17 protein-coding genes and 3 pseudogenes are annotated in these 22,689 nt (G+C 52.4%); 5 read left to right on the top strand and 15 right to left on the bottom strand.

Annotated elements, in window-relative coordinates; genetic code table 11:
* Positions 1 to 411 precede the first annotated feature (411 nt).
* The 4 genes and pseudogenes from efeB to putP form a co-directional block, all read right to left on the bottom strand.
* Positions 412 to 1,707: pseudogene (efeB, locus tag BM191_RS14560) on the bottom strand (iron uptake transporter deferrochelatase/peroxidase subunit).
* Between the two features lies 1 nt (position 1,708).
* A pseudogene (gene efeO, locus BM191_RS14555) lies at positions 1,709 to 2,281 on the bottom strand (iron uptake system protein EfeO); the annotation flags it as partial.
* A gap of 1 nt (position 2,282) precedes the next feature.
* A pseudogene (locus BM191_RS14550) lies at positions 2,283 to 2,809 on the bottom strand (FTR1 family iron permease); the annotation flags it as partial.
* A gap of 352 nt (positions 2,810 to 3,161) precedes the next feature.
* On the bottom strand, positions 3,162 to 4,646 hold the full coding sequence (putP, locus tag BM191_RS14540) for a sodium/proline symporter PutP (RefSeq protein ID WP_092879404.1): 1,485 nt from the start codon (positions 4,644 to 4,646) through the stop codon (positions 3,162 to 3,164).
* A 389-nt stretch (positions 4,647 to 5,035) separates the two neighbouring features.
* Between putP and putA the strand changes: the two genes are divergently transcribed.
* Entirely contained in the window at positions 5,036 to 8,986 is a 3,951-nt protein-coding gene (putA, locus tag BM191_RS14535) for a trifunctional transcriptional regulator/proline dehydrogenase/L-glutamate gamma-semialdehyde dehydrogenase (protein ID WP_092879403.1), read from the top strand.
* Positions 8,987 to 9,139: 153 nt separating this feature from the next.
* Here the strand turns inward: putA and tcyN are convergent, their stop codons facing one another.
* The 9 genes from tcyN to BM191_RS14490 form a co-directional block, all read right to left on the bottom strand.
* The gene (gene tcyN, locus BM191_RS14530; protein WP_092879402.1) at positions 9,140 to 9,892 is read right to left on the bottom strand and encodes an L-cystine ABC transporter ATP-binding protein TcyN; all 753 of its coding nucleotides are present in this window, start codon (positions 9,890 to 9,892) and stop codon (positions 9,140 to 9,142) included.
* A complete protein-coding gene (gene tcyL / locus BM191_RS14525) occupies positions 9,889 to 10,557 on the bottom strand; it encodes a cystine ABC transporter permease (protein ID WP_092879384.1) in 669 nt (222 codons plus the stop codon). The genes tcyN and tcyL overlap by 4 nt, the downstream gene beginning before the upstream one ends.
* Positions 10,557 to 11,360, bottom strand: coding sequence for a cystine ABC transporter substrate-binding protein (gene tcyJ, locus BM191_RS14520; RefSeq protein WP_092879381.1), 804 nt, complete (start codon positions 11,358 to 11,360; stop codon positions 10,557 to 10,559). The genes tcyL and tcyJ overlap by 1 nt, the downstream gene beginning before the upstream one ends.
* Positions 11,361 to 11,489: 129 nt before the next feature.
* Positions 11,490 to 12,476, bottom strand: coding sequence for a D-cysteine desulfhydrase (locus tag BM191_RS14515; protein ID WP_092879379.1), 987 nt, complete (start codon positions 12,474 to 12,476; stop codon positions 11,490 to 11,492).
* A gap of 67 nt (positions 12,477 to 12,543) precedes the next feature.
* Positions 12,544 to 13,053, bottom strand: coding sequence for a flagella biosynthesis regulatory protein FliZ (gene fliZ, locus BM191_RS14510; RefSeq protein ID WP_092879378.1), 510 nt, complete (start codon positions 13,051 to 13,053; stop codon positions 12,544 to 12,546).
* Between the two features lie 40 nt (positions 13,054 to 13,093).
* Entirely contained in the window at positions 13,094 to 13,816 is a 723-nt protein-coding gene (locus BM191_RS14505) for an RNA polymerase sigma factor FliA (RefSeq protein WP_092879376.1), read from the bottom strand.
* A gap of 136 nt (positions 13,817 to 13,952) precedes the next feature.
* On the bottom strand, positions 13,953 to 14,927 hold the full coding sequence (locus BM191_RS14500; protein WP_092879421.1) for an HNH endonuclease signature motif containing protein: 975 nt from the start codon (positions 14,925 to 14,927) through the stop codon (positions 13,953 to 13,955).
* Between the two features lie 165 nt (positions 14,928 to 15,092).
* On the bottom strand, positions 15,093 to 16,292 hold the full coding sequence (gene fliB / locus BM191_RS14495) for a flagellin lysine-N-methylase (RefSeq protein ID WP_092879375.1): 1,200 nt from the start codon (positions 16,290 to 16,292) through the stop codon (positions 15,093 to 15,095).
* 195 nt (positions 16,293 to 16,487) lie between these two features.
* The gene (locus tag BM191_RS14490) at positions 16,488 to 18,152 is read right to left on the bottom strand and encodes a FliC/FljB family flagellin (RefSeq protein WP_092879420.1); all 1,665 of its coding nucleotides are present in this window, start codon (positions 18,150 to 18,152) and stop codon (positions 16,488 to 16,490) included.
* A 261-nt stretch (positions 18,153 to 18,413) separates the two neighbouring features.
* Between BM191_RS14490 and fliD the strand changes: the two genes are divergently transcribed.
* Genes fliD through fliT form a run of 3 tightly spaced genes read left to right on the top strand, consistent with a single transcriptional unit; the run spans position 18,414 to position 20,633 of the window.
* A complete protein-coding gene (gene fliD, locus BM191_RS14485; protein WP_092879374.1) occupies positions 18,414 to 19,847 on the top strand; it encodes a flagellar filament capping protein FliD in 1,434 nt (477 codons plus the stop codon).
* A gap of 15 nt (positions 19,848 to 19,862) precedes the next feature.
* Entirely contained in the window at positions 19,863 to 20,273 is a 411-nt protein-coding gene (fliS, locus tag BM191_RS14480; protein WP_092879373.1) for a flagellar export chaperone FliS, read from the top strand.
* Positions 20,274 to 20,633 (top strand): flagellar protein FliT, encoded by a 360-nt coding sequence (gene fliT / locus BM191_RS14475; protein WP_092879372.1) that lies wholly within the window; start codon positions 20,274 to 20,276, stop codon positions 20,631 to 20,633.
* 68 nt (positions 20,634 to 20,701) lie between these two features.
* Here the strand turns inward: fliT and yedD are convergent, their stop codons facing one another.
* Complete coding sequence (yedD, locus tag BM191_RS14470) at positions 20,702 to 21,121, bottom strand: lipoprotein YedD (RefSeq protein ID WP_092879371.1); 420 nt, start codon at positions 21,119 to 21,121, stop codon at positions 20,702 to 20,704.
* 293 nt (positions 21,122 to 21,414) lie between these two features.
* On the opposite strand from yedD, the gene BM191_RS14465 reads away from it, so the two are divergent.
* A complete protein-coding gene (locus BM191_RS14465) occupies positions 21,415 to 21,747 on the top strand; it encodes a DUF6388 family protein (protein WP_092879370.1) in 333 nt (110 codons plus the stop codon).
* Between the two features lie 481 nt (positions 21,748 to 22,228).
* Here the strand turns inward: BM191_RS14465 and fliE are convergent, their stop codons facing one another.
* Positions 22,229 to 22,543, bottom strand: coding sequence for a flagellar hook-basal body complex protein FliE (fliE, locus tag BM191_RS14460; protein ID WP_092879364.1), 315 nt, complete (start codon positions 22,541 to 22,543; stop codon positions 22,229 to 22,231).
* Positions 22,544 to 22,689 lie beyond the last annotated feature (146 nt).

Raw genomic sequence — 22,689 nt, 5'->3', positions numbered from 1 at the left:
TTTATTTTGGGAAATTAATCTGGAAAAAAGAGGTGAAGATGAGGATTTCGAAGAATAAAATTCCTCGCGATGAAGAATGATAAATAAGTGATGATTGACTACTTGTCCCAAAAAGGACTTTCCCATTCGCAATCTCCATAGTGGAACTACGACACAGAAAACAACTTCTTTGATAAAGTGCAACAAAACCTAACATAAATGCAACTATTAAATCAGCTGAAAAGTTTTTTTTTATTTTTTGCATTTATGGAAAATACAGATTCACTAAAATTTTTCAATAAAACATGACTTTGTTCTTGAATCAGCAGAAACAGTTTCGCGCTATTTAATTGTCAGCATAGGTTAAATAATAACCTTTACGTTGCTGGCAAGAACGCGTGGCTTATATTCAGACTAACCTGAGGCCAAAGGTCATGCTTCAAGTAATCTTTGTCCCAGATAATGCTGCTCATTCTTCACACCCGGCAGTACAAAGAAATAGCCGCCGCCAATGGGTTTAATATACTCCTCCAGAGATTCCCCATTGAGTCTTTTCTAAACGGTGATAAACCCCTTTTCCAGATCGTGCTGATAGCAGACGAATAGCAATCCCATATCCAGCTGGCCGGAACTGGACACCCCAAGTGAATAACTGTAGCCTCGCCGCAGCATCAGGTTTGGCTGGGTTTCTACCGTACGTGGATTAGCCAGACGGATATGCGCATCCAGCGGGATCAGGTTGCCTTCAGGATCGCTCTGATAGTCAGGTACGTCCCGTTCTGCATGCATTCCCAACGGCGCACCGCTAATTTTCTCGCGGCCAAAAATATTCTGCTGCTCACGCAGCGGCGTGCGATCCCACCTTTCAACATGGAACTAAATGATACGAACCGCCTGATAACTACCACCGGCAGTCCAGGCCGGTTCCTTCTGCACGGCAGATACCCAGAGGATGTTATCCATCAGACTGCCATCATGGGTATCAGGATTGGCGGTACCATCCTTAAATCCCAACAGGTTTACCGGCGTTTCTTTTCCCCGGCTACGCGCTGCGTGGTCGGAAAAAAACCCTTCACGGCGCCAGCGGACACTCAGCAGATCGGGCGTGTTTTTTATGATATCGCGCAGCGCGTGAATAACCGTGTCGTTAGTGTTCGCACAAATTTGCAATAGCAGGTCACCGTGGCACAGTTTTGCATCCAGCGCATCATGAGGAAACCGCGTCATCAACACAAGGCTTGACGGCTTTTGCTGCTGCAAGCCAAAACGCTCATCAAAAAGCCCCGCGCCAACTGATACCGTTATCGTGAGGTTATCCGGATATATTTCATCACCGAGGATCCCCGAATCCAATGGCGGCATCTGCGGGTTATCTGACGCCGGAACTTTACCGCCGCGGGTAAGAAAAGCGATGCGATGTGTCAGCAACTTAAACAATCGAATCAGCTCGTCTTTATCACCGGCAAGCACATCAAAAGAAACCAGCATCATTGCCGCCTGCTGCGGGATAATAATACCGGCCTGATGCAGCCCGTAAAACGGCTGACGCTCGCGCCGCGTATCAGGATCGAGGGTTCCGGGAGAGAAAGAAGATGGCCGTTGCACTGCGGCAGGCACCGGGCAACCGCCGCTGACGGCAAGGGCACCGCTAACGATGCTTACCCCCTTCAGTAAGCGACGCCGGGCCAACTGAGGCTGAGGCCGCCCCCTATTTTTACCGTTGTCCATCTTAATCCAACCCTAAGGTTCCCCGAAGCTGTGACAGATCTTCCGCCAGCGAAGTGATCGGCCCCTTCAGCGCATTGCGGTCAGTCGTTGTCAGCTTATCGTAAGATTTAAACCCCTCTTAATTGCGATATTTAGCCAAAATATCGTCAACCTTTTTGAAGTTAGCGGCGATTTTGCTAAGCAACTGCGGATTCTGTTTTTTCAGCATAGGGCGCAGCAGGTTTACAATTGTCTGAGCGCCATCAACGTTGGCCTGAAAATCAGACAGGTCTGTGCGGCTGTAGCGATCTTCCTCGCCGGAGATTTTAGTGGCAGCGACCTCTTCAATCAGAGCCGCTGCGCCCCCCACCGCCTTACCGGGCGGGAAAGCCAGCTCATTGATGCGTTTTTGCAGCTCCAGCACATCGCTGTTCAGGCGGTCAGCATACGCCTTCATGCCCACTGTGCTTTTGTCAGCAAACAACGCTTTTTCCAGTCGATGGAAGCCGGTGAATTTCGTGTCCCCGGCTTTCTTCTCATAATCATCTTCACGCACGTCAATAGCCGTGTCGAGATCTGAGAACAGCTCAGCAATGGTTCAGGCGCATACCGCCCCAGTAAAGCAGCCCCCCAGCAGTATCGCGCTGGCCAGACCGAGCAGAGCGCCAACCGGCGGCCCGTACCCCATATTTTGCTGAAACGTTGCCAGTAGAAAGAACACCGACTCCAGCCCCTCACGGGCAACGGCGAGAAATACCATCAACAGCAGCGGCCCGCCACCGCTGCGATTTTTGCTCAGCGCCTGGTCTACCGCTGCTTCCAGTTCGTTTTTAACGTTACGCGCCACCCGGCGCATCCAGAACACCATCCAGGTGAGGATCACCACCGCGATCACCGCGACAATCCCTTCGAAAAGCTCCTGCTCTTTTTGTGGAAACTCACCGCTGGTCTCATTAATGAAATATCCCAGCGCCAGGCAAAGCGCGACGGCAAGAAGCACCCCTGCCGTCATTGCCGGAAACCAGCGGCTACGCCCGGTACGCTTCAGATAGCTGGCAATCAGACTCACGATCAGCGCAGCCTCCAGCCCTTCACGCAACATAATCAAAAACGGAACAAACATACCAACGGCGTCGGTGAAGGGTTAGATGTCAAATACAGCCAAAAAAGTAAATACAAACGATAGCGATTATCATTATTGGCAAGAAAAATACACGCGCGGCACAACGCAAATGGCGATGTTTTTCAGGAAAAAATTTATGTTATTCCAGATAAAAGACAGGATTAAACCTTCTTGCGATATTTTATCCCATAATTATCAACGAGAATGACTTGCCGGACGTTTGATGGGGTGAAACAAAAGCAGGATAAAAAGCGGTGGTTATAACAGGCGGGTACAATAAGAGTCGCTGGCCAGATAAACGACCGCAGGGGGGTGTTAACTCGTCCCTCTGCGGTAACGTTGTCAGCCAGTACTATCCGGCGTGGTATTCCTTACGCGCGGCGTCGAAACGCTGCGTCGCCGCAGGGGTAGGTTTGTTTCCGCTCAGGCTGACCAGCACGATCGCCAGACTGGCGAACAGAAAACCCGGAATAATTTCATACAGGCCCAGCCAGGCGAACTGCTTCCAGATAACGACAGTAACGGCGCCTGTCACCATGCCTGCCAGTGCGCCATTACGAGTCATCCGCCGCCATATGAGGGAGAAGATAACCACCGGGCCGAAGGCTGCACCGAAACCGGCCCAGGCATAGCTGACCAGCCCGAGCACGCGGTTTTCCGGGTTTGCGGCCAGCAGAATCGCAATCACCGCCACCAGCAGCACCATCAGGCGGCCAACCCATACCAGCTCGCGCTGGCTGGCATTGACACGCAGGAAAGGTTTATAAAGATCTTCGGTCAATGCGCTGGAGCAAACCAACAGTTGACAGCTAAGCGTTGACATCACCGCCGCCAGTATTGCCGACAGCAGTATGCCAGCAATCCACGGATTAAACAGCAACCGGGCCAGCTCAATGAAAACTCGCTCGCCGTTCTGATTGACGCCTCCAGCCTGCTGTGGATTGTTCTGAAAGTAGGCAATACCGAAGAAACCAACGGCGACGGCACCCAGCAAACAGAGGATCATCCAGCTCATACCAATGCGGCGCGCACTGCGAATAGCGCGGTGGGAGTCCGCCGCCATAAAGCGCGTCAGGATATGTGGCTGGCCAAAATAACCGAGTCCCCATCCCAGCAGAGAAATAATCGCGATAACGCTGAGATTTTTGAACATATCCAGATTTTCAGCATTTTTTGCCGCGATCACCTGTAATGAGTCTCCAATCCCACCCACAGCGATAATCACCATCACCGGCGTCAGAATGAGCGCGAAGATCATCAGACTGGCCTGCACCGTATCCGTCCAGCTGATGGCCAGAAAGCCACCGATGAAGGTGTAAATAATCGTTGCGGCCGCGCCCACCCAGAGCGCACTCTGGTAGCTCATTCCGAAAGTGGATTCAAACAGGCGAGCACCGGCAACGACACCGGAGGCACAATAGATGGTGAAAAAGACCAGAATAATCAATGCAGAGATAACCCGCAGCAACTTGCTACGATCTTCAAAACGATGGGTGAAAAAGTCCGGTAGCGTCAGCGCATTGTTCTGATGCTCAGTATGCACACGTAATCGTCCGGCCACAATTCTCCAGTTCAGCCAGGCGCCAAGCGTCAGGCCGATTGCGATCCAGCTTTCGGAAATACCAGAGATGAAAATAGCGCCGGGCAATCCCATAAGCAGCCAGCCGCTCATGTCCGATGCACCCGCGGAGAGCGCCGTCACCAGCGCCCCCAGACTACGGCCGCCAAGAATATAATCATCGAAATTTTTCGTTGCGCGCCAGGCGAGAAAACCTATCAGCACCATGCCCAGAATATAAACGCCAAAGGTGATCAGCATCGGTGTACTTACTGTCATGGGTATTCTCCAGTGTAATTTTTTTTTCCATCGCAGCGGAAGCGCTTCCTGAGGTCACCCGGTGAGGTTAGGCTCGACTGAGGCGTGCTATCCTGCCTTAAAGCAACGTGGGGAACAATGGTTAACACAATTTTCACAACATACCGAATAAAAAGGGTTGGCAAATTAAAAAAGGTTGCACCTTATCACAGGTTCCTTTAGCTAAGTAAAAGCACCCTAAATTAGATATTTATATTTATTTTCATATAGTTAAATATATAAAGTCTTTCCGCGTTCTGCGTGAGAGAAAATATTGTCGTTGCCGTCACATCAGATAGGTTGCACTAAGTTGCAACTTGATTGATATTGCATTGTAACAAATGATTATCACCATAACAGGAGTTACCGGCATGGGCAGTACCACGATGGGTGTCAAGCTGGACGACGAAACACGCGAGCGTATTAAGCAGGCGGCGAAAGAGATTGACCGCACCCCCCACTGGCTGATCAAGCAGGCAATATTTAACTATCTCGAACAGTTAGAACCCCGCGAACAGCCTGAACCTGAAGCCGATGGCGGCATCCAACAGGAAAACGAACCGCCTATTCAGGAAGAGAGCGTTCAGCCGTTTCTCGATTTCGCTGAGCAAATTCTGCCACAATCGGTGGCACGTGCGGCCATTACCGCCAACTGGCGTCGTCCGGAAACCGAGATCATTCCTCTGATGCTGGAACAGGGGCGTCTGAGTGATGACATGACGGACAAAACGGATCAGCTTGCCCGCAAACTGGCCGGGACGCTGCGTAATCAGAAAACCGCCAGCGGTCGCGCCGGCATGGTGCAAAGCCTGCTTCAGGAGTTTTCACTCTCTTCGCAGGAGGGTGTTGCGCTGATGTGTCTCGCCGAAGCCCTGCTACGCATTCCGGACAAGCCTACGCGCGATGCTCTCATCCGCGATAAAATCAGCACCGGCAACTGGCAGTCGCATCTGGGGCGCAGTCCGTCACTGTTCGTTAATGCCGCCACATGGGGACTGCTGTTTACCGGTCGTCTGGTTTCAACCCATAACGAGGCCAGCCTCTCCGGCTCGCTGAATCGTATCATTGGTAAAAGCGGCGAACCGCTGGTCCGCAAAGGTGTCGATATGGCGATGCGCCTGATGGGTGAGCAGTTCGTCACCGGTGAAACCATTGCCGAGGCGCTGGCTAACGCCCGTAAGCTGGAGGCAAAAGGCTTCAGCTACTCTTATGACATGCTAGGCGAAGCCGCATTGACTGCCGCTGATGCCAACGCCTATCTGCTCTCCTACCAGCAGGCAATACACGCCATCGGCAAAGCGTCAAACGGGCGCGGGATCTATGAAGGTCCGGGCATCTCTATCAAGCTTTCCGCGCTGCATCCTCGCTATTGCCGGGCGCAGTATGAACGGGTCATCAATGAGCTCTACCCGTCACTAAAGTCGCTGACGATGCTGGCACGCAGCTATGATATTGGCATTAATATCGATGCCGAAGAGGCCGACCGCCTTGAACTGTCGCTGGACTTACTGGAAAAGCTTTGTTTCGATGCAGAATTACAGGACTGGAACGGCATCGGCTTCGTGATTCAGGCCTATCAAAAACGCTGTCCCTATACCATCGATTACCTGATTGACCTGGCGCAGCGCAGTCGCCGCCGGCTGATGATCCGCCTGGTTAAAGGCGCTTACTGGGACAGCGAAATAAAACGCGCCCAGGTTGAGGGGCTGGAGGGCTACCCGGTGTACAGCCGAAAAGTGTATACCGACATCGCCTACCTTGCCTGTGCTAAAAAGCTGCTGGCCGTGCCAAATCTTATCTATCCGCAGTTTGCCACCCATAATGCCCATACCCTGGCCGCTATTTATCAGCTGGCGGGCAATAATTACTATCCTGGTCAGTATGAATTCCAGTGCCTGCACGGTATGGGGGAGCCGTTGTACCAACAGGTAGTCGGCAAAGTGTCGGACGGCAAACTCAATCGCCCCTGCCGCATCTATGCCCCGGTCGGCACGCATGAAACGCTACTTGCTTATCTTGTACGCCGCCTGCTTGAAAACGGCGCTAACACCTCATTCGTCAACCGTATTGCCGACAGCACCTTGCCGCTGGAGGTGCTGGTTGCCGATCCGGCGCAGCAAATTGACGAACTGGCGCGTCATGAAGGGATCGTCGGCATGCCGCATCCCAAAATTCCACTGCCACGCGAACTGTACGGCCATGATCGGGTCAACTCCGCCGGGCTGGATTTAGCCAACGAGCACCGTCTTGCCTCTCTCTCCAGCGCCCTGCTCAGTAGGGCAACGCTTAACTGGCAAGCCGCCCCGGTTGTGGCGGGCATCGCGCAGCCTGAAGCGTTGCAATGGGTCATTAATCCGGCAAACCGACAGGATAAGGTTGGCCAGGTGGCGAACGCCAGCGAACAGGATGTCAACCTGGCGCTGCAGGCCGCGGTCGATCACGGCCCGGTCTGGTTCGCCACGCCCCCAGAAGAACGCGGGGCCATCCTTGAGCGAGCGGCAATGCTGATGGAAGATCAGATGCAGCAGCTCATCGGCCTGCTGATCCGTGAGGCGGGTAAAACCTACGCCAACGCCATTGCAGAAGTACGCGAAGCCGTGGATTTTTTGCGCTATTACGCCGATCAGGTTAAACAAGATTTTGCCAACGAAACGCACCGGCCACTTGGCCCGGTCGTCTGCATCAGCCCCTGGAACTTCCCACTGGCAATCTTCACCGGTCAGATTGCCGCCGCGCTGGCCGCCGGTAACAGTGTGTTAGCCAAACCCGCAGAGCAAACGCCGCTGATTGCCGCACAGGGCGTTCGTATTTTACTGGAAGCCGGCGTACCGATTGGCGCACTGCAACTCCTGCCCGGCGACGGTGAGACGGTCGGCGCGCAGCTTAGCGGCGACGATCGCGTGCGCGGCGTGATGTTTACCGGATCGACCGCGGTTGCCACCCTGTTGCAACGTACGCTGGCCGGGCGTCTCGATCCTCAGGGCCGCCCGACGCCGTTTATTGCCGAAACCGGTGGCCTGAACGCAATGATTGTTGACTCCTCGGCGCTGAGCGAGCAGGTCGTCGTAGATATTGTTGCCTCTGCTTTTGACAGCGCCGGCCAGCGCTGCTCGGCGTTACGTCTATTGTGTATTCAGGAGGATGTCGCTGAGCATACGCTGCAAATGCTGCGTGGCGCGATGGCTGAATGCCGGATGGGCAACCCGGAGCGACTCGCTATCGATATCGGTCCGGTGATTGACGACGACGCGAAAGCTGGCATCGATCGGCACATTCAGCAAATGCGCGCCAAAGGCCGTCGGGTTTATCAGGCCGTGCTGGATAATCGCCAGGACCATCAGGAAACGGCGCAGGGCTATTTTGTGCCGCCAACGCTGATTGAGCTTAACGACGTCGCAGAGCTGGACAGAGAGATCTTCGGACCGGTGCTGCATGTGGTCCGCTTTAACCGCCATCAGCTGCCCGATCTGCTTGAGCAGATTAACGCCGCTGGCTACGGTCTGACCTGCGGCGTTCATACCCGTATCGACGAAACCATCGCCCGGGTGGTCAGCGGTGCGCGCGTCGGTAACCTGTATGTGAACCGCAACATCGTGGGTGCGGTAGTCGGCGTACAGCCTTTTGGCGGCGAGGGGCTGTCAGGCACCGGGCCGAAAGCCGGTGGGCCGCTTTATCTGTACCGACTGCTGGCAAACCGCCCACCACAGGCGCTGCTCACCACCCTCACCCGCCAGGAGGGTGACGACCTGCCCGATATCAGCCAGCGTCATCTGCTTCAGGCTCCACATCGGGCGCTCACCGATTGGGCAGCGGATCGCCCGGCATTACAGACGGTTTGCCTGCAGTTTGCTCAGCAGGCTCAGGGCGGAACCACCCGGTTGCTCGCCGGTCCGACCGGTGAACGTAATACACTGTCGCTGCTGCCGCGTCAGCGCATCCTGTGTATGGCAGAAAATGAGGCGGATGCACTGGTACAGCTGGCCGCGGTAACCAGTGTCGGCAGCCGCGCACTTTGGGTCGATGATGAACGTCATCGCCAGTGGTTAAATGCGCTACCCAACGTGGTACAGGCGCGCATCGACTGTATGCCATCACCGCTAAGCGATGAGACTGAGTTTGACGGTGTGATTTATCACGGAGACGCCGATCAATTGCGTGCCGTCTGCCAGGCGGTTGCGGAGCGCCCGGGGGCGATTGTTTCGGTGCAGGGCTTTTCTCACGGAGAAACCAACCTGCTGCTTGAGCGGCTGCTGCTTGAGCGCTCGCTGAGCGTTAATACCGCTGCAGCCGGCGGCAACGCCAGTTTGATGACTATTTGTTGATCCTATCAGGGCGCTGCGGCGCCCTGTCTCACACGTTTTCAGGCGCGCTTAACCGCCCGCCACAGCCCACGGACAAACAACCTGCTCTCTCAACACGTCAAAAGATATCAGGATGATCACATCGCCACTATTGCTAAAAAAACGGTATCCCGTTCAGGGGTTAAGAAATTTATCGAGAAACTGACGGGTTCTGGCCTGCTGCGGCTGAGTAAATAATTCGCGCGCCGTCCCTTGTTCAACGATTTGTCCCTGGTCCATGAAAATGGCGCGGTCGGCAACATCGCGGGCAAAGCGCATTTCATGGGTGACGATGACCATGGTTCGCTTCTCCTGAGCCAGCGCGCGGATGGTCGCCAGAACCTCGCCAACCAGCTCAGGATCAAGCGCCGAGGTGGGTTCGTCAAAAAGAATAATCTCCGGACGCATAGCCAGCGCTCTGGCAATGGCGACCCGCTGTTGCTGGCCGCCAGAAAGGCGGCGCGGATAGCTGTTTTCCTTGCCTTCCAGCCCCACTTTTTGCAGCAGCCGAAACGCTCGCGCCGTGGCTTCAACTTTCGGCTCCCCTTTTACAATAACCGGCCCTTCAATAATATTCTCCAGCACCGAACGATGCGGAAATAAATTAAAGTTTTGAAACACAAAGCCTATCTGCTGGCGCAGCGCACGGATCTGCTGTTTTTGTTTTGCCAGCGGTCTGGCAGCGTCTACGCTGATATCGCCTACCGTGATAATGCCGCGGTCTGGCGCCTCCAGCAGATTGATACTGCGTAGCAGCGTGGTTTTACCTGAACCGCTCGGCCCAATGATTGCCACTACTTCGCCGGGATCAACCTGCAGATCGATACCACGCAGTACCGTTTGTCCTTGAAACTGTTTAACAAGGTTATTAACGCTGATCGCGCTCATCTGGCCTCCCTGTCCTGACGGTTGACAGAGTTCTCCAGCCGGGTCTGTAACGCAGAAAGCACCGTCGCCATCACCCAATAAATCAGCGAGGCGGCCAGATACATAGTAAACACCTCCAGCGTACGCGAGGTAATGAGCTGTGCCTGACGGAACAGTTCCGGAACCTGGATCGTGGCAGCAAGTGACGTATCCTTTACCAGACTGATGAAGCTGTTACCGAGTGGAGGCAGCGCAGTACGGGCAGCCTGCGGCAAAATCACCCGGTACAGCGTTTGCCAGCGGCTCATCCCGATGCTGGCGGCGGCCTCCCACTGACCACGATCGATGGCGGTGATGGCACCGCGCAGCGATTCTGATGCATAGGCGGCGGTATTGAGCGACAGGCCGATCATTGCCGACGGGACTGGGTCCAGCTCAATGCCAAACTGCGGTAGGCCGTAGTAGATCATAAACAGCTGGGCAATCAATGGCGTGCCCCGAAACACGGAGACGTAAAAACGCGCCAGCAGGCGCAGCGCTAACAGCGGCGACAGACGCATCAAAGCCAGTATTAAGCCAAGCATCAGGCCAAAAAACATCCCCCCGATGCTCAGCTCAAGGGTAAATACCGCCCCTTTCAGTAAGAATGGGGCGGAATCAAGCACCAGTTGAATACTTTCCTGCATTATTTCGTCACGTCCGCACCGAACCATTTCTGTGACAGCCTGCTCAGCTCGCCATCTTTCTGCATAGCGGTAATGGCGTTGTTGATTGCCTCAAGAAGCTGTGGATTGCCTTTGCGCAGTGCTACGCCCGTCTCCAGCCGTGAAAACGCCGGGCCGTCCACCGAGAGGGTATGGCCGGTTTTCTTCACCAGGTCGAGCGCAGCCAGGCGATCAATGAGAATGACATCAATACGGCCAGCACGCAGATCCTGGTACTTCGTCGGGTCGTCGTCGTAGGTGCGAATATCAACGCCTTTAACGTTTTTTCTTAGCCACTGCTCATAATTGGTGCCGAGACCTACGCCAACTTTTTTTCCCGCAAGATCTTCGGGCTTCGTCACCGAGCCGGCTTTGTCTTTGCGCACCAGTGCCTGGATGCCAGAAACAGTATAAGGGGTTGAGAAGTCATATTTCTTTTTACGCTCGTCGGAGAGGGAGACCTGATTAATCACTACGTCTAAACGCCCGGAGTCGAGGGCCGCCAGCATGCCATCCCAGCGGGTAGGTTTAAGACTGGCTTTTACGCCAAGCTGGTTAGCCAGCGCCTGTGCAAACTCGACTTCAAAGCCGGTTAGCTTGCCGTTTTCATCCTGGAAGCTAAACGGCGGATAAGTGCCTTCTAACCCCACCCGCAAACTGTCACGTGATTTTACCTGCTGAAGTAAGTTCTCATCGGCGGCCTGAGCACTGACAGCGATCCCGACCATCAGGGCGACAGCGGCCGCCCCCAGCACCAGCGGGCGGCGAACAAAAGAAAAAACCATAAACGCTCCGTTATAGTGATTATTTTACCTGTAAATCCTGTTATGCCCGCCGCGAGACGGCGGAGGACTTTAGGGCCATATAACCACCGTAGCCCGTGCGTTGATTATAAACATCAACGCAATAATTGCTTATACCGTTGGATGATAAGCAAATAACGCCGGAGCACCGCCCGTGTGAACAAAAACAATCGGCCCGTCACGTCTGAAGCGCTGCCGCGAGATCCCGTCAATTAAACCAGCCATTGCTTTACCGGTATACACCGGATCAAGCAGAATACCTTCAAGCCGGGCCAGCACGGCAATCGCGTTGTTCCCCTCCTCATTGGGCATTCCGTACTGCGGAGCAAAATAGTCATCCCACAGCGTAACCGGAATATCACCGTTGAGATCCAGCATCTGTGCCAGCTCACGCTGCAACGTATCAACTTTGGTCTGTTGCTGTGCGGCGCGTTGCGAAACGGTAACGCCCACAAGCTGGGTTTGCGGCATCAGCTGCGCCATGCCAACACCCAGACCGGCTTGCGTTCCGGCGCTACCTGACGCCACCACTAATGCGGCAAAATCGACGTTATCTTCACTTTGCAACGCGATCTCCCGCACGCAGGCGGCATACCCCATCGCTCCCAGTGCATTTGAACCGCCAACCGGCACAACATAAGGGCGAAAGCCTTGTGCTTCTAACCGGGTAGCTTGTTCTGCCAACTGAGTGGTCTGATCGTCTAAGGCCTCAACGGGCACTATTTCACAGTCAAAAAGTTGAGATAATAGCCTGTTGCCGTTTGACAGGTAGTTTTCAGCGTGGGTATTAATAGGGTTTTCCAGCAGTGCCAGGCACTTTAGACCCAGTTTTGCCGCAACGGCAGCGGTTTGCCGTACGTGATTTGACTGAATCGCTCCGGCGGTAACCAGGACGTCTGCCCCCTGTCGCAGAGCGTCAGCAGCCAGGTACTCCAGTTTGCGCAGTTTATTACCCCCCATTGCAACCGGCGTGACATCGTCACGTTTTATATAGATATCCCGGCCAAGATAGTCAGAAAAACGCGGCAGATACTCAAGCGGTGTTGGCGCACCGAGCAGCGCCAGCCGCGGGTAATCATCCAGCCTGTGTAAGGGCATCACAACCTCCGGTCATCGTTAATGATTAACCTATCCTTACAGATTTAACCGGATAAATCCTTACCTATTACATATGATCGGTTTGCCACCCTAAAAACTGGTCATATTTGCGTAGCGCGATACGATAATTATTGTTACCGGCACCCGGTAGCTGGTTTTCCAGGCATTCATGCCAGCTCCCCTCACGCAAATTTTCTGCCGGATAATTTTTCGCCTGAAGCAATTCGTCAAGGCGACGCAGGCGAACCACATACTCGCGGATAGTACTGTGGCTCATTGAGGTTTGTTCGAACAAATATTGCTTGAAAGCCATGATATCAAAGTAAGCCGGGTGGCTATTACAGTAGATATCGCTGCAAAACCGGCATAAGGCCGTCAGTTCGGTTTGTAACACCAGCCAGACTTTGTCGTCGATCATCTGATCCATGCCGGCGATAGCTTCTTTGGTAATTATCTGACCACGAAAGACCAGCGCCATACGATCCAGCACCTTGCGACAATGCGAACAATTAGTGTGCTCATGCTTATAATCTTTGAGATAACGGCTGAGCGGTCTCATTTTTGTTTGGTGTCTCATCCGGGAGCCTCCAAAAGCGTTGATGTGCATAAACAATTTTTTAGCGCGCCCCCGTCAATCTGGCACGCAAGCGTTTAATCGCCTGACTGTGAAGCTGGCTAACCCGGGATTCCCCTACCTCCAGCACGGCACCGATCTCTTTGAGATTCAATTCTTCCTGGTAATACAGTGTCAGCACCAACTTTTCGCGCTCAGGCAGCGCCTCAATCGCCAGGATGACGCGTTCACGTAAATCCCCTTTCATCAACTGGTGAAGAGGATTGGCCTCTTCATGACCGTCGGTTAACAGCTCAACACCATCGCCATGCTCTTCGTAATATTCGTCGTACGAAAACAGCTGGCTGTTATTGGTATCCAGTAAAATCTGTCGGTACTCGTCAAGTGATACGTCAAGCTGTGCCGCCACTTCCTGCTCGGTAGCGGCCCGTCCCAGCGACTGTTCAACCCTGTGCATGGCACTCGCTACCTCACGAGCGTTGCGCCGTACGCTACGTGGCGCCCAGTCCCGGCTTCGAAGCTCGTCAAGCATCGCACCCCGAATGCGCTGCACGGCATAAGTTGTAAAAGCGGTACCCTGTAACGCATCGAAACGTTCGACGGCATTCAGCAATCCAATACCTCCGGCCTGTAACAAATCGTCCAGTTCGACGCTGGCCGGCAGGCGAACCTGCAAGCGCAGCGCTTCGTGTCGCACCAGCGGTACATACCGCTGCCATAGCGAATGTTTGTCCATGACGCCTTCGGCGGTATAGAGATCGTTCACTCTGACTACCCTGCGTTAGTTAAGTTATCAGCTTCATTATCTGATTCAGCAGGCAGTTTTGATTGGCAGAATAAAGAGGCAAAGGCAGGTTATTTCTGATTTGTTACATCGGGGTAACACCGTCATAGCCCGGCGGTCACTGGCGTGACTTACGACTCAATCGCACTCTGGTTGCGGCAGGAACCTGCGACCAGAGCACGCAAACCTGGCCATCGAGCGCCTGGTAAAACGGCAGTAAGGTTCGATCCTCCTGCAGCAACTGACGCAAATGTACCTCGCCCGTGTCGCCGTCAATGCTCAAACGCTGGCTGCTGTATAATCGCTGTAAATCACTGCGTAAAAACAGGCCGTTGTCGACGCTATTATCAGCGATGACGCCCTGTTCGTTTTCGCTGACGTCGATGTGACACGCTTCGACCCACGGCCAGCTGTACTCCCCGGTCAGTAAGGTGCCGGTGATAACGCAGGCACCATAGCGCGCTTTGACCGCCCGCTGGAAATCGGCATTGTCAGCGCGAGCCAACAGGTATTTTTTCACCCGTGTGCCCACTTGTGTCCCCGGATAGACACCGCCGTTTTGCATTAGCCGCTCGCCGCTCAACACCACGATAAATTGCAGCGCCAGCGTATTTGCAAAACAGGCTTGTGACTGGGAATCGAACAGTTGCCATAACTCTTTATCGCAATCGCGGCGCATCAGGGAAAGCGTATAGCCCCGGCGAGTCATCAGATTTTGTGCCATTGGCGAAGCGGGATCGAGCATTGCACAGACTTTCACCTCGCCAATCACCTGCCATCGGCTCTTATTTTCCAGCGCCAAATCGCGGCGAAAATAGTAGAAAGCCTGCTGATTCGCCATGGCGTGCTCAAACCGTTGAAGATACTTTTTGCGTTCATCATCGCCACAGATAAACAGCAGATCGACGAGCGGTCCGTTAACCTGCTGACGCGCAAAGACCGCACGGATAATCCAGCTTTTATTGGTCGTTGAAGGGCTCAGCAACCCCCGCGCTGTCAGCGCTTTGTCGGCAGGAAATTTTAAGGCATAACGCTGAGCAATGTCGTCGAAGCTCAGCCACTCCCCCGATATTAAGTCAAAATTAAAGCGCATGGTCACCATCCAACAAACCGTTCTGAACGAATTATCGGCAGAAGGCGCTAAAACTGTAAGCAAGTGGTATTGATGAATTGCGCAAGGAGTTGGCTGATAGTGGCCGGGATGTTTATTATCCGGCACGCGTCCGATAACTATGGGTGTAATAAATAAGCGGAGAGATTATTTCAACAGATAGAGCAGCGATAAATCATCGTTGACTTTAACTTTATCGATTTCACCCTCAAAGGCCGCAACGAAATGCGCGTTGTGTTTGGTGACGGAATGAAAGCTGTAGATAATAGCGATAACGTCTTCTTCGCTCATTTCGCCGTACAGCTCAGCAGTCGCCGCCATCAGCGATTTGATCAGATACCATTCAGCCGTCAGCAGATAAAGCGGCTTCAGCGATATTTCGGCCTGATAACCAGGGAAGTTATCGGTGAAAATTCGATACTGCAGATAGTTACTCATCAGATGCGGGCGCTCAGCCAGCCAGGGTTTAACACGGTTATTCCAGGCTGCATTCAGCCGCTCAATACTACCATCCACCTGATTGCTGCTAATAGCATTGGTCTGAATATGCAGCAGCCGCTTCACATAAAATCTCAGGCGCCCCAATGCGCGCGTAGCGGCACAATTATCCAGATAAACTTGCAGGCGTAATAACAGTGACCACTGTAGCTGATAATCTGGGGCTATTTTTTCTAGTTGCTGCCTGACCTGGCCGCTTTCCAGTCCATTTAGCAAGTTAAAAAATGCGCTCTCCAGCGATCCGGATGCGTGTACATCCGTCTGTTTCTGCGCGACCAGCATGAGCATTGTCAACGCATAGAGTCCCTGCTCAACTTCGTTACCGCTGACTTTAACCAGATTCATCGCCATAACGTTAATCAGTTTTTTCAACGGATTTACTGGCTGCCGGTCATTCAGTAGCAAATTACGGCGCACTTCAGTGTGCAACAGCATGGCATCCGGTGCGGTCAGTAATAGTCGTGTCGCTTCCGGGCAGGAGAGCACCAGACTGTTATTTTCTTCATCTTTAAACAATGACTTAGAACGCGGATAGGTGGCACAGGTGTTACCCAGCGCCTCGACGCCGAGTTTTTTTTGCACCATGCACAGCGCGGAGTCATCCATAAAGGCGCATGAACTGTTGGCATTAAGGGTCATTGTTGCCCAGTTATGTGGATTGGTTTTGGTAATTTCCATTGCGCTGGCGGCAATGGTTTTGATTTCAATCTGAGGGCTTTTCAGATAACGGTTAACCGTGGTTCTGTCAAAAGTAATCTTCCACTCTTTGCAGCAGTGGTCCAGACATGCGCTGCCAATACATTGAAAACGCAGCGCAAACTGCGGCTGATTGATGGTCACTTTATTCATGCTCTTCCCTGTCAGTACAGTGCGTGGTAGGCATAACCGCTATCCGGTCCAGTTACCAACAGCTTAGCGCGTATTTATGCGACCAATGGCAAAAGTATGCCAACTTGTCAGCACTATTTTCACCGTTAGACTGGCATAAAAAACCCCGCCGGAGCGGGGTTTGAGTTTGATCGTGCCTCTTTACGCGCTGCGCTATTAGCCCTGCAACAGAGACAGAACCTGCTGAGGAACCTGATTGGCTTTTGCCAGTACAGAGTTACCCGCCTGCTGCAGAATTTGCGCTTTGGACATGTTAGACACCTCTGTTGCGTAGTCAGCATCCTGAATACGCGACTGAGCAGCCGACAGGTTGGTGGTGGTATTGTTCAGGTTAGTGATGGCGGAATCCAGTCGGTTTTGAATCGCACCCAGACTTGAACGGAACTTGTCAATACTGCTGATAGCAGAGTCCAGCGAGGCCAGTGGATCCGCCGTGGCTGCTGACGTCGTAGCTGCAGCCGTCGTCAGGTCACCAGAAGCATCTTTATAGACTGCCTTGCCTGAGTTGTTAGTCACTGAACCATCATCCTGCAGATAGTAGGTGGTGGTGTTATCCGTTGTCAGGGTTTTATCCGCCTTGGTGTAAACCTGGGCGCCACCTGAGGTTACGCTTACTGCGCCAGCATTGGAGACGGTGTAGGTAGCCGTAGAGAAGCCCGCCGCCTTGGCCGCGGACTGCAGAGAGGAGGAACTGATGACAGCACCAGTAATAGCAATGTTGCCCGCCGTCGTACCGCCGTCGCTACTACCCACAAGAGCAAAGCTGGTGCCATTCGCATTAGTAATCGTTGATGCAACAGCCGTGGACGCGTCGCTATGGTTGTTAGCCAGGCCAGTCAGCGTTGCCTGCGACAGTGAGCCAGAGCCATTTTTAGTCAGATTACCGGTTGTATCAAGGTACAGCACCGCACCGTCATCAGCCGCCGTCAGTTTACCATCGCTTGACAACACCACGTCTTGTTTAGAACCGTTGATGGTCACAGACAGAGCGGAGGTATCACCGGCTTTCGGTGCCAGATAAGACTGAACTTCAGCAGCCGTAGAAGTGGCAACGTCGTAAGTGAAGTTGCTGTTAGCCGAGTTGTACTTGTAAGTACCACCGGTTGCACCGGAGGCAAAGCCATTAGAAATGGTGGCGGTAACCGTATCATTGTTCGCCAGATTACCCAGTACATCAGCAGCGGTTGATTTACTCAGCCCGGCAGACACGGTGTAGGCATTGCCACTGGTACTGATTGCCGCGGCCGTCAAATCAGCTTTAGTTGCCGCAGTGTTAGCCACAGAACCCGCACCGTTAACATTAAAGCCGGTCAGGCCCAACGTCTTGGAGGTGATGGCTTTCAGGTCGATAGAGATCGTTTCACCATCGTTGGCACCAACCTGAATTTTCATGGTGTTATCAGCTGACAGCACTTTCACCCCGTTGAACTGAGTCTGCCCCGATACGCGATCGATTTCTGACAGGCGAGAGGTAATTTCATCCTGAATTGAGTCCAGGTCAGACTGATTGTTAGTGCCGTTCTGAGCCTGCACGGTCAGCTCACGGATGCGCTGCAAATTGTTATTGATTTCTGACAGCGAGCCTTCTGTCGTCTGTGCAAGCGAAATACCATCGTTAGCATTACGTGCTGCCTGAGTCAGACCTTGAATGTTAGAGGTGAAACGGTTAGCAATCGCCTGGCCGGCGGCATCATCTTTTGCACTGTTGATGCGCAGACCAGAGGAGAGACGCTCTATCGCGGTGCTGAGGGCAGACTGCGATTTATTCATGTTGTTCTGTGTGATCAGCGAGAGGCTGTTGGTATTAATAACCTGTGACATAATTAAGCTTCCTATATAACAGTCGGGGTTAGTTTTGGGCTTCAGCCCGCCGGCTTCATCGCCGTCAAACCTGTTATCGTCTGCTGTCAAACAACCTTTAGCACTATTTTCGCCGGCTACAAAAAATGTTTAGCGCGCGAAATACCCTTTCCTGTAGGCGCTTTTCCTCTCATTGTCCGATAAATAAAAAAGATAAACTTACTGCCATTGGTGCCGATAACCTCGGAACTGACTCCTCTTGACGGATTAAAAAGGATAACCATGGCTAGTTTTTCTTCTTTAGGTATCGGCTCTGGTCTCGACCTGAGTACGCTGCTGGATAAAATCACTACCGCGGAAAAAGGGGCGCTGAAGCCAATTACCAATCAGCAGACCACTTACACGGCCAAGTTAACAGCGTACGGCACGCTCAAAAGCGCGCTGACGTCATTCCAGACGGCGAATACCGCGCTCAGTTCAGCTGCGCTGTTCAGTGCAACCACCGCCAACAGCAGCAGCACGGCATTTAGCGCAACCACCAGCGCCGATGCCACCCCCGGTAAATACACCATCAACGTTAACCATCTGGCGCAGGCGCAATCACTGACCTCGGCAACAAAAAACAGCCTGACCGATAATATTGGCACCACCACCTCCAGCGGTACACGCACGATTACCATTCAGCAGGCCAACGGTAACGATCCTATTGATATCAGCCTGAGCGACAGCAACACCACGCTGACCGGCGTACGTGACGCAATTAACAATGCCAAAGCCGGTATCAACGCCAGTATTATTAAAGTGGGTGACGCCAGCTATCGTCTCTCGATTACCGCCAACGATACCGGCAGTGCGAATGCCATGACGATCAGCGTCAGCGGCGATGATACCCTGAAAAGCTTTATCGGTTATGATGGCCGTAATACCGATGAGACCAAAGGATTGACACAATCCGTTGGTGCACAGAATGCCAGCCTGACGGTGAATAACATCTCTATCGACAGCGCCAGCAATACCCTGTCTGACGCGCTACAGGGCGTTAGCCTGACGCTGAACGACATCACCAGCGGTAATCAGACGCTGACCATCACCAAAGACACGACTAAAGCGTCCACCGCGATCACCAACTGGGTAAACGCCTACAACTCGCTACAGGACACGTTTTCCAGCCTGACGCAATACACCGCAGTGGATCCCGGCGCCAGTTCGCAAAGCGCGAATAACGGTGCACTGTTAGGCGACAGTACCTTGCGAACCATTCAGACTCAGCTGAAAAGCATGCTGACAAACGCCTCCAGCACCTCCAGCTACAAAACGCTGTCGCAGATTGGCATTACCTCAGATCCGACCAGCGGCAAGCTGAATATTGATAATGATAAGCTTTCCAGCGCGCTGAATAATAATGCCAGCGACGTACAGGCGATGATGATTGGCGACGGCAAAAACACCGGCATCACAACCACCATCGGTACCAAGCTCACCAGCTATATGTCAACCAGCGGCATTCTTACCGCCGCCACCAATGGCGTCAACAGCACGTTGAAGAAGCTTACGCAGGAATATAACGATACCAACAATCGGATTAATGACACTATCGCCCGCTATAAAACTCAATTTACACAGTTGGATAAATTAATGAGTTCGTTGAATAGCACCAGCGATTACCTGACGCAACAATTCGATATCATGAATGGCACCTCCTCCAAAAAGTCCTGACAATAAGGGGATCTGATGTACAGTGCAAAAGGTACGCACGCCTATGAAAAAATCGGCGTCGAAAGTGCCGTGATGAGTGCCAGTCAGCCTCAGCTTATCACGCTGTTATTTGATGGCACACTGAGCGCACTGGTGCGTGCGCGCCTGTTTATGCAGGACGGCAATCTTGAGGGTAAAGGGCTGTCGATTTCAAAAGCCATCAACATTATTGATAACGGTCTCAAGCTCGGTCTGGCACAGAATAGCGGTGATGATCTGGCGGACAATCTAACAGGGCTATACACCTACATGGTGCGCCGTTTACTGCAGGCAAACCTGCACAATGACGTGGCCGCACTGGAAGAAGTTGAAGGCTTATTACGCGGTATCGCAGACGCATGGAAAGAGGTTAACGTCGTTAGCGCCTCAATTCAGGACGGCGTATAAATGACAATCACACCGCACCTGCTGGAAAACTATCAACAGCTGCTCTCTTCTAGTCAGCAAATGCTGCGCCTGGTAAAGGAAGGCCAGTGGAGCGAGCTGATTAATATTGAAATCAGCTACGTTAACACCGTTGAAGCGCTGATGCGCTGCACCCGGGACTCTCCGCTATCAGCGAAAAGTATTGAAAATCTCAGGCCAGTTTTACGTCAACTGCTGGATAACGAAAGAGAGATAACACTGCTGTTGGAAAAACGGAAAGACGAATTAAACCAGCTGATTAATCAGTCCAACCGCCAGCAGTCATTAATGTCTACCTACGCCAGCAATTCCGGACTGGTAATGGTGCCGCGCGATATTTAGGCTGCATTAATTTTTTCGTCAGAAATAAATGCGTTTGTGTCGGCAGCCGCGATATCAACCAGTGAAGATTATTTACGTTTTGCTGCTTGCGCTCTGTCATTCAACCAGGCTTGCTGACATGCAGGCGTTGGATTGCTTACCTTACGCATTACCAGGCTGTCGTAATTCAACTCGCCGCCTTTTAGCTGTAACGGCATTACCCGTAGCTGCTGGTTAACGTTAACCAGCTCACCCTCTATGCGGCTAATCTTTCCGGGCTTAGCGATCACACGCTCCCACTGGCGGCAATCAAGGGTATTGCCCTGTGAATCGATGATCAAACTCCCCATCGCCCGGTCACTGACTAAACCGCTTTGCGGACCGAAGGTCTGCCAGTTACCGACCAACGCGGCAGGTGGTGGCGTTTTCACCGCACTGGCGTAGTTTGTTAGCTGTGCGCATCCGCTCAGCACCATTATCATCGAGCCAGCAATCATCCAGTTTTTCATTATTCTGTCCCCGCATTATTAACCTGGCGCTACGTTAAATACTTACTGGCCATTGCGCAAGTCTCATGGGCAATGAACGACACCGACGTCCGTCTCTGCAAACGCTCAATGCTCTGATAGAAGGTAAAACTGGCCACATCGACAGCATGACGTCATCCGGTTATTGAGCGTTCTGAAATGGTGAGGCTGACCTTTGTCGCTCCTTTTGTGGCCCAGACACTCCAGACCGACGGATAGAAATTCCATTATGATGCACGCTCCACTAAACTGACGGCCCGTACCCAGGAGCCGTTATGAAAACCACCGCAGAGTATTATGTCATTGCCCGTCAGTTATTCTTGCAGGCTTACCCGCAACTCGCCGCTGAAATAAATGCTCTCAACGACAGCGACGCTGAAAATGTGGGAATGTCGCTTTGCCAGTTAAAAACGCTGCAAGCCGATCGCGCCTGGGCGGCGTATGTGCGTGAAAAAAAACTGGACGGAATGTTATTTGCGATTCAACTGGCTGAGCCGGATAAGGCGCTGGCGGCTCAGGCTATTGAATGCTATCTGCGCGAACATGCGGCTGCGCTGGGGATCAGCTGGGAACAGTTCTGCCGTCAAAATCAGCTAAGCATTAAATGATTTCTTTATTGACCCGGCAGAAAAGCACATTGTTACAATCATAAAATAATCTATTTTACTGTATGAACTCCGGTGCAGATTAGCTCTTCAATAGCAATGGTTCTGAATCCAGCAAAGGGTCTTCGCGGAGATTCAGTGGAAATGATTACCTCTCAGACTTCATCCGGTGCGTTTGTTAATCAACTTTTTTGAATTCGCCAACCGGGAGTGAGCCGCGCTATCGGCTCCGTGTGTTTTTTCTGATAACACTTATGCCAGCAAAGGCCGATATATCGGCCTGACATCAGTCAATCAGAAGACAATATTAAACTGACACCAAACCCCATTTACGCGTTATTTAATGGACATCACACAGGCTCGGTAAATGAACAATGAATGTCGTGAGTTCACTCGCCGGTATAAAACTGTCTGGGCGAATTTTCCTTCATAACGTCTATGATCTCACTGTTTATCGACTTCATTTCATGGGAGAGATACACACCTAAACCTGCATATTCATCATGTCGCTATAAGCGCTGACCAGTTTGTTGCGCACCTGGATTCCCATCTGCATCGCAATAGATGATTTCTGCATGTTAACCATGACATCATTAAGCGCCACACCAGGCTTACCCATTTCAAAATTCTGCGCCTGCATTTTCGCCGTGCTCTGAATATTGCTGATTTTATCCAGTGCCAGTTTAAGCTGACCAGAAAAATCGGAACCCGGCACCGTGCTTTCGTCTTTGGAACCGGCAGCCTGCAAGGCACTGGTTTGCATCTGCTGCAGTACGCTTTGAATGCCCTGAATTGCCATATTTTACCCCGCTGATTGACCACACTTTTAAGTTCCCGTTAACGCTACCACAAAGCCAATAAGGCAAAGACGCTAAATAAAAGCAAAAAACGCAGCTTATCAAGCCATCGAATTTGGCTTTTCTGAAAATAATGGCAGCTATCAAA

It is taken from the genome of Izhakiella capsodis (assembly GCF_900115045.1).
Taxonomy (GTDB): domain Bacteria; phylum Pseudomonadota; class Gammaproteobacteria; order Enterobacterales; family Enterobacteriaceae; genus Izhakiella; species Izhakiella capsodis.
Note: the sequence above shows the minus strand (reverse complement) of the source record. Positions and strands in the feature narration are given on the sequence as shown.

Excerpts from the sequence above, each read along its gene's own strand:
- fliE (WP_092879364.1), bottom strand. The coding sequence starts at position 22,543 with ATGGCAATTCAGGGCATTCAAAGCGTACTGCAGCAGATGCAAACCAGT.
- BM191_RS14465 (WP_092879370.1), top strand. The coding sequence starts at position 21,415 with ATGAAAACCACCGCAGAGTATTATGTCATTGCCCGTCAGTTATTCTTG.
- BM191_RS14515 (WP_092879379.1), bottom strand. The coding sequence starts at position 12,476 with ATGCCCTTACACAGGCTGGATGATTACCCGCGGCTGGCGCTGCTCGGT.
- fliZ (WP_092879378.1), bottom strand. The coding sequence starts at position 13,053 with ATGAGACACCAAACAAAAATGAGACCGCTCAGCCGTTATCTCAAAGAT.
- fliS (WP_092879373.1), top strand. The coding sequence starts at position 19,863 with ATGTACAGTGCAAAAGGTACGCACGCCTATGAAAAAATCGGCGTCGAA.
- fliB (WP_092879375.1), bottom strand. The coding sequence starts at position 16,292 with ATGAATAAAGTGACCATCAATCAGCCGCAGTTTGCGCTGCGTTTTCAA.
- fliT (WP_092879372.1), top strand. The coding sequence starts at position 20,274 with ATGACAATCACACCGCACCTGCTGGAAAACTATCAACAGCTGCTCTCT.
- BM191_RS14500 (WP_092879421.1), bottom strand. The coding sequence starts at position 14,927 with ATGCGCTTTAATTTTGACTTAATATCGGGGGAGTGGCTGAGCTTCGAC.
- fliD (WP_092879374.1), top strand. The coding sequence starts at position 18,414 with ATGGCTAGTTTTTCTTCTTTAGGTATCGGCTCTGGTCTCGACCTGAGT.
- tcyN (WP_092879402.1), bottom strand. The coding sequence starts at position 9,892 with ATGAGCGCGATCAGCGTTAATAACCTTGTTAAACAGTTTCAAGGACAA.
- tcyL (WP_092879384.1), bottom strand. The coding sequence starts at position 10,557 with ATGCAGGAAAGTATTCAACTGGTGCTTGATTCCGCCCCATTCTTACTG.
- yedD (WP_092879371.1), bottom strand. The coding sequence starts at position 21,121 with ATGAAAAACTGGATGATTGCTGGCTCGATGATAATGGTGCTGAGCGGA.
- putA (WP_092879403.1), top strand. The coding sequence starts at position 5,036 with ATGGGCAGTACCACGATGGGTGTCAAGCTGGACGACGAAACACGCGAG.
- putP (WP_092879404.1), bottom strand. The coding sequence starts at position 4,646 with ATGACAGTAAGTACACCGATGCTGATCACCTTTGGCGTTTATATTCTG.
- tcyJ (WP_092879381.1), bottom strand. The coding sequence starts at position 11,360 with ATGGTTTTTTCTTTTGTTCGCCGCCCGCTGGTGCTGGGGGCGGCCGCT.
- BM191_RS14490 (WP_092879420.1), bottom strand. The coding sequence starts at position 18,152 with ATGTCACAGGTTATTAATACCAACAGCCTCTCGCTGATCACACAGAAC.